The 11,763-nt window shown below is 72.2% G+C and carries 14 protein-coding genes; 6 read left to right on the forward strand and 8 right to left on the reverse strand.

Annotation, left to right across the window (positions count from 1 at the left end; genetic code table 11):
- Both G6039_RS23800 and metX read left to right on the forward strand, forming a co-directional pair.
- Window positions 1-140, forward strand: a 140-nt coding sequence (locus G6039_RS23800; protein ID WP_202916636.1) for a PLP-dependent transferase, incomplete at its 5' end; no start/stop codon positions are given.
- A complete protein-coding gene (metX, locus tag G6039_RS23805; RefSeq protein ID WP_029544736.1) occupies window positions 137-1,264 on the forward strand; it encodes a homoserine O-acetyltransferase MetX in 1,128 nt (375 codons plus the stop codon). The genes G6039_RS23800 and metX, both read left to right, overlap by 4 nt.
- 36 nt (window positions 1,265-1,300) lie before the next feature.
- Here the strand turns inward: metX and G6039_RS23810 are convergent, their stop codons facing one another.
- Together G6039_RS23810 and G6039_RS23815 are read right to left on the reverse strand one after the other, a co-directional pair.
- Window positions 1,301-1,603 carry a DUF3017 domain-containing protein gene (locus G6039_RS23810; RefSeq protein ID WP_029544738.1) on the reverse strand — a complete coding sequence of 101 codons (303 nt, stop codon included), beginning with the start codon at window positions 1,601-1,603 and terminating at the stop codon, window positions 1,301-1,303.
- A gap of 4 nt (window positions 1,604-1,607) precedes the next feature.
- On the reverse strand, window positions 1,608-2,462 hold the full coding sequence (locus G6039_RS23815) for a bifunctional methylenetetrahydrofolate dehydrogenase/methenyltetrahydrofolate cyclohydrolase (RefSeq protein WP_185113681.1): 855 nt from the start codon (window positions 2,460-2,462) through the stop codon (window positions 1,608-1,610).
- Window positions 2,463-2,637: 175 nt separating this feature from the next.
- On the opposite strand from G6039_RS23815, the gene G6039_RS23820 reads away from it, so the two are divergent.
- Window positions 2,638-3,102 (forward strand): tRNA (cytidine(34)-2'-O)-methyltransferase, encoded by a 465-nt coding sequence (locus G6039_RS23820; protein WP_043802582.1) that lies wholly within the window; start codon window positions 2,638-2,640, stop codon window positions 3,100-3,102.
- A gap of 125 nt (window positions 3,103-3,227) precedes the next feature.
- Window positions 3,228-3,749, forward strand: a complete 522-nt coding sequence (gene idi, locus G6039_RS23825) for an isopentenyl-diphosphate Delta-isomerase (RefSeq protein ID WP_235194120.1) — start codon at window positions 3,228-3,230, stop codon at window positions 3,747-3,749.
- 4 nt (window positions 3,750-3,753) lie between these two features.
- Here the strand turns inward: idi and G6039_RS23830 are convergent, their stop codons facing one another.
- On the reverse strand, window positions 3,754-4,308 hold the full coding sequence (locus G6039_RS23830) for a sigma factor (RefSeq protein ID WP_006945852.1): 555 nt from the start codon (window positions 4,306-4,308) through the stop codon (window positions 3,754-3,756).
- A 225-nt stretch (window positions 4,309-4,533) separates the two neighbouring features.
- Here G6039_RS23830 and G6039_RS23835 point away from each other — a divergent pair, with 225 nt between their 5' ends.
- Window positions 4,534-4,734, forward strand: a complete 201-nt coding sequence (locus G6039_RS23835) for a hypothetical protein (protein WP_029544747.1) — start codon at window positions 4,534-4,536, stop codon at window positions 4,732-4,734.
- Window positions 4,735-4,744: 10 nt separating this feature from the next.
- On the forward strand, window positions 4,745-5,791 hold the full coding sequence (locus tag G6039_RS23840) for a DICT sensory domain-containing protein (RefSeq protein WP_043802575.1): 1,047 nt from the start codon (window positions 4,745-4,747) through the stop codon (window positions 5,789-5,791).
- Window positions 5,792-5,813: 22 nt separating this feature from the next.
- Here G6039_RS23840 and G6039_RS23845 read toward each other — a convergent pair whose 3' ends face one another.
- From G6039_RS23845 to G6039_RS23865, 5 genes are all read right to left on the reverse strand, one after another.
- On the reverse strand, window positions 5,814-6,122 hold the full coding sequence (locus tag G6039_RS23845) for a rhodanese-like domain-containing protein (RefSeq protein ID WP_006945846.1): 309 nt from the start codon (window positions 6,120-6,122) through the stop codon (window positions 5,814-5,816).
- Complete coding sequence (locus G6039_RS23850; protein WP_006945844.1) at window positions 6,115-6,966, reverse strand: DUF4349 domain-containing protein; 852 nt, start codon at window positions 6,964-6,966, stop codon at window positions 6,115-6,117. The genes G6039_RS23845 and G6039_RS23850 overlap by 8 nt, the downstream gene beginning before the upstream one ends.
- Before the next feature lie 11 nt (window positions 6,967-6,977).
- Window positions 6,978-10,238: an error-prone DNA polymerase gene (locus tag G6039_RS23855; protein ID WP_043802572.1), complete on the reverse strand. Its 3,261-nt coding sequence runs from the start codon at window positions 10,236-10,238 to the stop codon at window positions 6,978-6,980.
- A 79-nt stretch (window positions 10,239-10,317) separates the two neighbouring features.
- Entirely contained in the window at window positions 10,318-11,181 is an 864-nt protein-coding gene (locus tag G6039_RS23860; protein ID WP_029544753.1) for an RNA polymerase sigma-70 factor, read from the reverse strand.
- A complete protein-coding gene (locus tag G6039_RS23865; RefSeq protein ID WP_029544755.1) occupies window positions 11,178-11,756 on the reverse strand; it encodes a carboxymuconolactone decarboxylase family protein in 579 nt (192 codons plus the stop codon). The genes G6039_RS23860 and G6039_RS23865 overlap by 4 nt, the downstream gene beginning before the upstream one ends.
- Between the last annotated feature and the right edge of the window lie 7 nt (window positions 11,757-11,763).

Below are 11,763 nucleotides of genomic sequence, written 5' to 3' on the forward strand. Positions count from 1 at the left end.
CCACCCACTCCCAGCTCACCGCCACCGAGCAACTCGCCGCCGGCGTCACCCCCGGCCAGGTCCGCCTCGCCGTGGGCATCGAAGGCATCGACGACATCCTCGCCGACATCACCACCGGCCTCGAGGCGGTCGCGTCTTGACGGCGCGCGTCGACCGGCGCCACGTGGAGCTGCCGCCGGAGGACGGCCGTCTGGGCACGGTCGACATCGGGCCGCTGGCGCTGGAGAGCGGCGCGACCCTGCCCGACGTGACGGTGGCGGTGCAACGGTGGGGCAGGCTGTCGCCGACCCGCGACAACGTCGTCCTCGTCGAACACGCCCTCACCGGGGACTCGCACGTGACCGGCCCCGCCGGGCCCGAGCACCCGTCGCCGGGCTGGTGGTCCGGGATGGTCGGTCCCGGTGCGCCGATCGACACCGACCGGTGGTGCGTCGTGGCGACGAACGTGCTGGGCGGCTGCCGCGGCACCACCGGGCCCGGTTCGACCGCCCCGGACGGCAAGGCGTGGGGCTCCCGGTTCCCCGGCATCACGGTGCGCGACCAGGTCGCCGCCGAGGTCGCCCTCGCCGACGCGCTCGGCATCGACAGGTTCGCCGCCGTGACCGGAGGGTCCATGGGCGGCATGCGGACGCTCGAATGGATCGTCGGATATCCGGAACGGGTGCGGGCGGCCCTGGTCCTGGCGGTGGGCGCCCGCGCCACCGCCGACCAGATCGGCACCCAGACCACGCAGATCGCCGCAATCACCGCCGACCCGGACTGGCAAGGCGGGGACTACTACGGAACCGGACGGGTGCCGCGGGCCGGACTGGGCATCGCCCGGCGGATCGCGCACCTGACGTACCGGACCGAGGGCGAGCTCGACACCCGCTTCGCCAACTCCCCCCAGGGGAGTGAAAACCCTTGGAACGGTGGCCGATACGCGGTGCAGAGCTACCTGGAGCACCAGGCCGACAAGCTCGTCGCCCGCTTCGATCCCGGTACCTACGTGGCGCTCACCCAGGCGATGAACCGGCACGACGTCGGGCACGGCCGGGGCGGCGTGGCCGCCGCGCTCGGATCCACCCCGGTGCCGACGATCGTCGCCGGCGTGGACTCCGACCGCCTGTACCCGCTGCGGCTGCAGCAGGAGATCGCCGACGGGCTGCCCGGCTGCGACGGGCTGCGTGTCCTCGAGTCCCGGGACGGTCACGACGGCTTCCTCACCGAGGCCGACGCCGTCGCCAAGCTCCTGTCCGAGCTCGTCACCCTCGCGCGGGGCTGAGGATCGCGTGCCGCCGGGCCGCCGAGGCCCGGCGGTTCAGCCGGTGCCGAGAGGATCGATCGAGACCGCCAGGGCGATGATGAGACCGCCCACCACGAGGAGCGCGGACACGTCGAAGGTCCGGCTGCGCACGGCGAGCACGCCGACCAGGTCCTCGGGCACCCACAGGCGCAGCAGGCCGGCGAGCAGGGTGGCGCTGCCGAAGACGAACGCACCGCGGCGCCACCGATCCGCCACGACGAGGATCACCGCCGCGGCGATGACGACCGTCACCGCCAGCAGCGGCAGATTCCGCCGGGCCAGACGCACCCAGCGCTCCGCGCCGGCCAGTTGCACCACCGGGTCAGCGGCCGGCGAGCTGTTCGGCTCGCTCGACCACGTTCGCCAGCAGGAACGCACGGGTCAGGGGGCCGACGCCGCCGGGATTGGGCGAGAGGAACCCGGCGACCTCTCGGACGTCGTCGGCGACGTCGCCGCGCAGGCCCTCCGGCGTCCGGCTCACACCCACGTCCAGGACCGCCGCACCCGGCTTGACCATGTCGGCGGTGATCAGTCCCGGCACACCGGCGGCGGCGACGACGATGTCCGCGCGCCGCACCTCCGCGGCGAGATCCTTCGTGCCGGTGTGGCAGAGGGTCACGGTGGCGTTCTCGCTGCGCCGGGTGAGCAGCAGCCCGATCGGCCGGCCGACGGTGACGCCGCGGCCCACGACGGCCACGTGGGCACCCGCGATCGGGACCTCGTAGCGGCGCAGCAGGTGCACGATGCCGCGCGGGGTGCACGGCAGCGCCGCCTCCTTGCCGAGGACGAGGCGCCCGAGGTTGATCGGGTGCAGCCCGTCGGCGTCCTTGTCGGGGTCGATCCGCTCGAGCGCGGCGTTCTCGTCGAGGTGCTTCGGGAGCGGCAGCTGCACGATGTAGCCGGTGCAGGCGGGGTCGGCGTTCAGCTCGTCGATGACAGCCTCGAGCTCCTCCTGCGTCGTGGCGGCGGGCAGGTCGCGGCGGATGGAGGTGATGCCGACCTTGGCGCAGTCGTTGTGCTTGCCGCGCACATACGCCGCGGATCCCGGGTCGTCGCCGACGAGAACGGTGCCGAGGCCGGGGGTGATGCCCTTCGCCTTCAGCGCGGCCACGCGGGCCTTCAGGTCCTCGAAAATCTCGTCGCGGGTCGCTTTGCCGTCCAGGATCGTCGCAGTCACGACCGCCATTGTCTCAGGTCGTCCAGCCGGGGCGGAGACAGCCTCACCACAGCCGGTCCCGCCCCGGGCCGGGCACGCCGCATCGGCGACTCGGCCGGACGGCCGCGCGCGACGGTCCGACCCGGGAGCGGCTGCCGGCGAACGACCCGGAGACACCGACTGGCAAGCTGGATCGGTGTTCCGAGTGATGTTCCACGAGCCGTGTATCCCGCCCAACACAGGCAATGCGATCCGCATGGTCGCCGGGACCGGATGCGAGCTGCATCTGGTGGAGCCGCTCGGATTCGATCTCTCCGAACCCAAGCTGCGGCGCGCCGGCCTGGACTACCACGATCTGGCGTCGGTGTCCGTGCACAAGGACCTCGAGGCCGCCTGGGCCGCGCTGCGGCCGGAGCGGGTGTACGCGTTCACCGCGCACGCGAGCGTGTCGTACGCCGCGCTCGAGTACCGGCCCGGTGACGTGTTCCTCTTCGGGCCGGAACCGACCGGACTGTCCGACGAGGTGCTCGCCGACCCGCACGTCACCGCCACGGTGCGGATTCCGATGCTGCCGGGCCGGCGCTCGCTGAACCTGTCGAACGCGGCGGCGGTGGTCACGTACGAGGCGTGGCGCCAGCACGGCTTCGCGGGCGCGGTCTGAGCCGGTCCGGCAGCGAACCCATCCACTCCGGTGGCCGCTCCGAATGCCCACCGACGCCGCGTGCGGAGCCTCGTCGTGGGGAAACGCCGCAACTGTGGGAACGTGGAACGGGGAGGTGAGACGTCGTGACTCTAGTCGTGCTGGTCGACCGCGACGGTCGGGAAGTCGGGACGGCCGAGAAGGTGGCGGCGCACCGCCCCCCGGCCCCGCTGCATCGCGCATTCTCGGCATTCCTGCTCGATGCCGACGACAACGTGCTGCTGCAGCGCAGAAGCCTGGACAAGTACCACTTCGCCGGCCTGTGGGCCAACAGCTGCTGCGGACATCCGCTGCCGGGCGAGAGCGTGCTCGACGCCGCGGCCCGGCGCAGCTGGGACGAACTGGGCGTGCGCCCGTCGGACCTGCAGGAGGTGGCCTCGGTCGTCTACTCCGCCCACGATCCGGACTCGTCGCTGATGGAGCACGAGTTCGACCACGTGGTCGTCGGACGCGTCACCACGGCTCCTCGTCCCGTTCCGAGCGAAGTGGCCGAGGTGCGGTTCCAGTCCCTCGCCGAGGTGGTACGCGAGGTGGAACAGACCCCGCAGGTGTTCGCGCCCTGGATGCCGCATGTCCTCGGCGCGGTGCTGCCGGCGCTGACCCCATAGGCCGTCAGCCGGCGGGCACGTCCGTGGCGGTGGCCCGCATCCGGGCCACACCGGCCCGGATGCGGGCCCGGACCGTCGCGACGGGCAGATCGAGGCGCTCGGCGATCTGCCCGCAGGTCATTCCCTCGTAGTAGGCGAGATACAGCGGCTCACCGTGCCCGCACCCGGGCGGCGTCGCCTCGGCCGCGGCCGGGACCCCGGCGTGCGGCCGGCCGGCCCGTGAGCGGATCCGGTCGGCGGCCCGGCGGTGCGCGAGCGCCGACAGCCAGGCCAGGGGGGACCCGACCTGTGGGGCATAGCGGTCGGCCGTGTGCCACACCTGCTCGAACACCTCGCGGGTGACGTCCTCGGCGTCGGTGCCGCCGCGCACGACTCGGAGGACGATGCCGTGCACCTGTGCGACGGTGAGGTCGTAGAGCGCCGCGAAGGCGGCACGGTCCTTTCCCGCGACCCGGACCAGGAGGGGCCGGAGGCGGTCGTCCCCGACCGGGCCGGACCCCTCGGTCCCCGCGTCCGGCGCGCGCTTCGGGGGCGTCGGCGAGCCCGTCGTCGCAGTCATACGAACGACTGTAGACATCCCACCCTCCCGTCGCCGGGTTCGTTTTTCCTTGCGTTGCAGGAAGATCGGACTTCGTATCAATTCGTTATACATCGTTACACTTCCGTGATCTTCCTGCGTCGGGCTCGACACCGGCGACGGGGATGCTCGGGACTCGCACCGCTCCGGTACACCCGGCGACACGCTCGCCGACCGGCTGTCGGGCGAACGACTCGGAGAACAGAGATGACGGCACCACGGATCCCCCACCGCCCGAAGGGCCCCTCGGCGCTGCTCGACGGCCCGCACGCAGGCATGATCCTCGCCGGCGGCGTCACGGTCGTGGGTGCGCTCGCCGCCGTGGCGGTGGCCGGCTCCGCGCTGCTGGCCGTCGCCCTCACGGCCATCGTCGCAGGTGCGGTGGCGGTCGTCGCCGCCGCGATCTGACGGCGACGAGGTGGAAACGCTCGACGCCGTCGAAGTACCGATCCGGCGCCTCGACGACGGACTGCTCGCGGCATCACTGGTACGCGCGTCCGGGCCGTCCCCCCGCCGCCGGCCGCCCCACCGCGCGGTTCCGGCCGCCGACGTCTCCGTACTCGTCCCCGTCCACCTCGGACCGGACTCCGGCGCGCGCGACGCCCTCGGCCACGCCGTGCGCGCGGCCGCCGAATCCCGCCGCGCCGGGCGGCTCGTGGCGGTCGACGAGGTGGGGGCCGATCCGCGGGCCTCGGCGCTGCTCGCGCTGCTCGAACCGGAGATCGTGATCCTCGCGTCCGGGATGCTGACGCGGCGGGCGGACAGCGACGTCGCGCCCACCCTCCATGCCGTGGCCGCGCACGTCGAACGTACGGGCGCTGTCCTGGTGGCCGACGGGGTCGACTCACTCCGGCACCGGCGGCGGGCACTCGAACTCGGGGCCACCCACGGCCTCGGCCGGCTGTATCCGCCGGCGCTGCGAGCCGAGCCCGCCGAGCGTTTCCCGCCGAGCCCGACGTGGAGCACACCCGACGTGGAGACGCCGACCCCCTACGCCACCGTGGCGTCCGGCCGCGTCCCGGTGCGCAGCACCGAGCATCTGCTGGCCCGGATGACCGCCACCCTGGAAGCTCACGCCGCCACCGCCGGTCCGGACACCCTGGTGCTCGGCACGTTCCGGCACCTCGACCACTTCTGCGCCTCCACCCGATCCCGCTGGTCGGGCATGGCCGGGGGCGTCGCCCACGCCGGCGCCTATGCAGTGGGAATGAAGGCCGGTGTGGAGTCCGGCGTCGTCCACACGCCCCTCGACCCGGCGGACCCGCTGGCCGCGGAGTGGAACGTCGTGGTCCTCGGGGCCCACTTCGCGGGCGTGCTCTCCGCGGTGAGCACCCACCATCGGCATCCCGCCGGGGACCGTGAGTTCGACTACGTCGTGTCCTACGACCGTCCGACCGTGGTGCGCTGCGCCCGCTCGATCCTGCGACGCGGCCCCTCCCCCGCCGCTCGGCGCGGGACCGGGTGACCGCCTCCGGGGCGACGGCCGGTCAGACCCCGGCTTCGATGTCGCGGCCGGACTGCTGCCACGCCACGGTGCCGCCGGCCACCGACACGGCGTTGATGCCGCGTCCGGCGAGATAGCTGGCCGCCTGCGAACTGCGCCCTCCGACCGCACAGATCACATAGACGGTGTCGGCGTCCGGGATCTCGTCGGCGCGGGCGACGAACTCGCTGAGCGGGATGAGCGTCACGCCGGGCACCCGCACCTGCAGGTACTCGTCGCGCTCACGGACGTCGATGACGGGTGCACCGGCGGCGAGCGCGGTGTCCAATGCGGCCAGGCCGACCTCACGCATCCTGGTCGTTCCTCTCCGGGTTCGGGGCTGGTTCCGGTTTGCCGCGCCGTGCGAGGAGCCGGACTACCACGTAGACGACGGCCGCGCACACGGCGAGAAACCCCACCCACGGTAGCGCCACCCCCAAAGCGACCACCGACCCGGCCAGCGCCGAGCGCAACGCGTCCCATCCGGCGAGGACTCCGTCCCAGAAGCTGTCCCGGTCCGCGCGGCGCTCTGCCGAGATGTCCACGGTCAGGGTGGACAGCTCGATCTGGTCGGCGAGGTAGCGCTGCTGGGCGACGAGGCCGTCGAGTTCGCCCTGGCGCTGCGCCAGCGCGTTCTCGGCCTCGATGAGGTCGGCGGTGCTCGCGGCCGAGGCCATCAGTGCGCGCAGCCGGTCCACCGACGACTGCAGGGCCGCGATCCGCGCCTCGAGATCGGTGTACTGGAGCGTGACGTCCTCGCGGGTGGTCGTCAGGCTGGTCACCTCGCCGAGACCGCGGATGTCCTCGATCGTTCCGGTGAGCCGGTCCGCCGGCACCCGGACGGTCAGCATGCTGCCGGCGCCCGGCTGCTCGGTGACCGAATCCACCCGGCCGCCCGCGGCCTCGACGAGCGTCACCACCTGTCGTCCGGCCGCGATCGGATCGTCGGCACGCAGAACCAGGTGCCCGGTGACGATCTCCTTGCGCGCGGTGGCCTGCGCGTCCGCGGGCGCGGATTCGCGGGTGCCGTCGGACAGGGAGGGCTGCGGCGGCGCCCCGTCACCTGGCCCACCGTCAGCCGGCCCCTCGCCGCCTCCGGCGCATCCGGCCAGGAACCACGCGAGCAGGGCGAGCAGGAGCACCAGGGGGCGTCGCATGCCGCAGGATGCTAACGGAAGTCGCGGGACTTTCCGATGATGCGCAGATCCATGCGCTGCAACCGGTCCGCCACCACCGTCACCGCTCCCTCCGCGTTCTGCACCCGCCCGCGCACGAGCAGCGCCGGTGCGGTGTGCGCGAGCGTGCGGTACCGCGCCCACAAGCCGACGGAGCACACCACGTTCACCATCCCGGTCTCGTCCTCGAGATTGAGGAACGTCACGCCCTCGGCGGTCGCGGGACGCTGCCGGTGCGTGACCGCGCCGCCCACGAGCACCCGGGCCCCGTCGGGGACCTGCAGCAGCCGCGCCGCCGGCACGACGCCGAGCGCGTCGAGCTGCGGCCGCAGGAACTGGGTGGGGTAGCTGTCCGGGGAGACTCCCGTCGCCCACACGTCCGCGGCGGACAGTTCGACATCGCTCATGCCGGGCAGCGCGGGGGCCTGCGTCGAAGCGCCGACGCCGGGTAGCCGGTCGGGCCGCTGCGCCGCTGCGGCGCTCGCCGACCACAGCGCCTCCCGGCGGGTGATGCCGAAGCACCCGAGGGCGCCGGCCGTGGCGAGGGCCTCGGCCTGGGCGGTGCTCAGCTCGACGCGCCGGGACAGGTCCGGGAACGACGTGTACGGGCCGTGCGCCGTGCGCTCGGCGACGATCCGTTCGGCGAGCGCGTCACCGAGGTGGCGGACCGCGCCGAGGCCGAGACGCACCTCCCGGCCCCGGTTCTCGGTGGTGGCGTGGGCGAGGCCCACGTTCACGTCGGGCCCGTGGACCACGACACCGTGACGGCGGGCGTCGGCGACGAGGGACTGCGGCGAGTAGAACCCCATCGGCTGCGCGCGCAGCAGGCCCGCGCAGAACGCCGCCGGATGATGCAGCTTGAACCATGCGGAATAGAACACCAGGGCGGCGAAACTCTGCGAATGACTTTCGGGGAAACCGAAATTTGCGAAGGCATAGAGCTTCTCGTAGATGCGGTCGGCAACGTCGCCGGTGATGCCGTGCCGCTCGCGCATGCCGTCGTAGAGCCGGCCGCGCAGCCGTTCCATCTTCGCGGTGGAACGCTTGGCCCCCATCGCGCGCCGTAACCGGTCGGCCTCGGCGGCCGTGAACCCGGCGGCGTCGACAGCCATCTGCATCAGCTGTTCCTGGAACAGCGGGACCCCGAGGGTGCGTTTCAGGGCCTTCTCGAGGCAGGGGTGGTCGTAGGTGACGGGCTCGAGCCCGTTGCGGCGCCGGATGTACGGGTGCACGGACCCGCCCTGGATGGGACCGGGCCGGATGAGCGCCACCTCGACCACCAGGTCGTAGAAGACGCGCGGCTTCAGGCGCGGGAGGGTGGCCATCTGCGCGCGGGACTCGACCTGGAACACCCCGACGGCGTCGGCACGGCGCAGCATCTCGTACACCCCCTCCTCGGCGAGGTCGAGACGAGCGAGATCCACCGTGATCCCCTCGTGCTCGGCGACGAGGTCGATCATGTAGTGCAGCGCGGAGAGCATGCCCAGTCCGAGCAGGTCGAACTTGACCAGTCCCGCGGCCGCGCAGTCGTCCTTGTCCCACTGCAGCACGGTGCGGCCCGCCATGCGGGCCCATTCGACGGGGCACACGTCGGCGACGGGACGGTCGCAGATCACCATCCCGCCGGAGTGGATGCCGAGATGGCGCGGCAGGCCCTCGACCTGGGCGGCGAGCTCGAGGACGGGCGGGGGGATGTCGGTGTCGGTCTCCTGTTCCACGCCGTGCCACCGGGTGACCTGCCGGCTCCAGGCGTCCTGCTGGCCCTGCGCATAGCCGAGGGCCCGCGCCATGTCGCGGACGGCGGACTTGCCGCGGTAGGTGACGACGTTGGCGACCTGGGCGGCGTGCATGCGCCCGTACTTGGCGTAGACGTGCTGGATGGCTTCCTCGCGGCGGTCGGATTCGATGTCGATGTCGATGTCGGGGGGGCCGTCGCGCTCCGGGGAGAGGAATCGTTCGAAGAGCAGCTCGTTGCGGACCGGGTCGACGTTGGTGATGCCGATGGCGTAGCAGACGGCGGAGTTGGCGGCCGAACCTCGCCCCTGGCAGAGGATGTCGTTGTCCTTGCAGAAGGTGACGATGTCGTGCACCACGAGGAAGTAGCCGGGGAAGTTCAGCCGGCCGATGACGTCGAGTTCGTGCTCGATCTGCCGGTAGGCCGCCGGGTTGTCCTCGGGGGCGCCGTAGCGGTGCCGCGCCCCGCTCAGGGCGAGTTCGCGCAGCCGGCTGAGTTCGGTGTGCCCCTCGGGTACGTCGAACGGGGGCAGGTTCGGGGCGATGAGCCGCAGGTCGAAGGCACAGTCGCGGGCGAGTTCGGCGGCACGACGGACGGCGCCGGGGTGGGCGGCGAACAGTCGTGCCATCTCGGCGCCGGAACGCAGGTGGGCGCCACCGGTCGGGAGGAGCCGCCCCGCGGCCTCGTCGAGACTCTGCCGGTCGTGGATGGCGGCCAGGGCCGTCGCCAGACGCCGGCGGTGCGGCGTGGCGTAGTGGGCCGCCGTGCTGGCGATACACGAAAGGCCTTGATTGTCGGCAAGTTCCGCGAGCAGCGCGTTGCGCTCGTCGTCCTCGGGGAGGCCGTGGTGAGTGAGCTCGACCGTGACACGATCGGCGCCGAAGCGCTCGACGAGGTCGCGCAGTGCCGTCCCCGCCGCCTCGGGCCCCCCGACCTCGAGTGCCCGGCGGACGTGTCCGCGGCGGCAGCCGGTGAGAATCTGCCAGTGCCCGCCGGCCGCACCGGTGAGCGCGTCGTAGTCGTAGCGGGGCCTGCCCTTCTCCCCGCCCGCCAGGTGCGCGGCGGCAATCTCGCGGGACAACCGCCGATACCCCTCCTGCCCCCGCGCAAGGACCAGCAGGTGCGTCTCGTCCGCCGATCCGGCATCGAGGGAGAGCTCGGCACCGAACACGGTACGCATCCCCAGCTCGCGGGCGGCCTCGGCGAAGCGCACGACGCCGTAGAGGCCGTCGTGATCGGTGAGCGCAACGGCTTCGAGGCCGAGACGCACCGCCTCCTCCACGAATTCCTCGGGGCCGGAAGCGCCGTCGAGGAAGCTGAACGCCGAGTGGGCGTGCAGTTCGGCGTAGGGCACGGTAGGCCCGTCGGGCGGCCGGACACGCGGTTCGTACTCCCCCCGGGTGCGCGACCAGGCGGGACTGTCGCTGCCGTCACCGGGGAACTCCACGTCGCGCCGGGGCCGGCCCGACAGCACGCGTTCGAGCTCCGACCAGGTCGGCGGGCCACTCCCCCACCCCATCCGTCACCGCCTTCGGGTCGACCTCCTGCGCTCATCGTACATATGTTCGATTTGCCGGCCGACCACCCGCGGACGACGGTCACCGCCGCAGTTCCGCCGACGTCTCCAGCCGCCCCAGTTTGTGTGGGTTGTTGATCGCGTAGAGGCGGGTGATCCGGCCGCCCTCGACCACCAGACTCACTGCAGCGGCAGCGCCCTCGACCTCGAATCGTGCGCCCGGCATCCCGTTGAGCCAGGTGCCGGCCGCCACGAAGCCCGGGGCCTTGGCCAAGCGGATCAGCAACGCCGCCAGTTTCTCGGCTCCGGCGATCGGCTTCCGGGCAGCCGGCACCACCCCGCCGCCGTCGGCGATCGCCACCACGTCCGGGGCGAGCACCTCCATCAGAGCCTGCATGTCCCCCGTCGAGAGGGCAGTCATGAACGTCTCGACGACTGCCAGCTGCTCGGCCGGGTCCACCCGCATCCGCGGCCGCCGCGCCGTGACATGCCGGCGGGCACGGTGCGCGATCTGCCGGACCGCGGCCGGGGTCTTACCCACCACCTCGGCGATCTCGTCGTACGGCGTATCGAACACCTCACGCAGCACGAACACTGCCCGCTCGACCGGACCGAGGGTCTCCAGCACGGTGAGCATCGCGATCGAGACGCTCTCGGCGAGCTCGGCGTCCTCGGCCACATCGGGACTGGTGAGCAGCGGCTCGGGCAGCCATTCCCCGACGTACTCCTCGCGTTGCCGCGCCAGTGCCCGCAGCCGGTTGAGCGCCAGCCGAGTGACGATCCGGACCAGATAGGCCCGTGCGTCCCGCACCTCCGTCCGGTCCACGTCGGCCCACCGCAGCCACGTCTCCTGGACGACGTCCTCGGCGTCGGCAGCAGAGCCGAGCATCTCGTAGGCGACGGTGAAGAGCAGGTTGCGGTGGGCGACGAACGGGTCGTCGGTCATGCCTTCGACGCTACGGCGAGCGGCGCGAGGTTGCAGGCGGCGGAAAACCCCTGCGACTCGATGCCGAGTGCAGTGTTGGAGCGGGTCATGAAGTTCGTCAGCGCGATGTACGCGGTCAGCTCCACCATCGCGGCCGGACCGAGCGCCTCCAGCAGCCGGGCCGACAACTCGTCGGTGACCGTCGGCGGGGTCTGCGTCATCGCCTCGGCGTACTCCATGACGTCGCGCTCCAGCGGCGTGAAGACATCCGACTCGCGCCACCGCGGCACCTCACGCGCCTTCGCCACGTCCAGCCCCTTGTTGTGGGCATGGAAGTAGCCGAGGTCCAGACAGAAGCTGCATCCGACCAGGCTGGCCACCGCCATGTGGGCGAACGACTTCAGGTTCTCGTCACACCGGTCCCACTTCTGAATCCGGCGACCGACCCCGAAGCTGAAGTTCAGCACTTTCCGGTTGTGCCACATCACCCCCACCGCCTCGGGCACGTCGCCGAGCATCCTTCGGGACATCCGCTTGACGAGCGCGCCGTAGATGCCGGTCAGCTCCGCCTTCGGGATCCTGGTGCTGCTGGTCATGATTCCT

The sequence above is a fragment of the Rhodococcus aetherivorans genome, assembly GCF_011058165.1.
Taxonomy (GTDB): Bacteria; Actinomycetota; Actinomycetes; order Mycobacteriales; family Mycobacteriaceae; genus Rhodococcus; species Rhodococcus aetherivorans.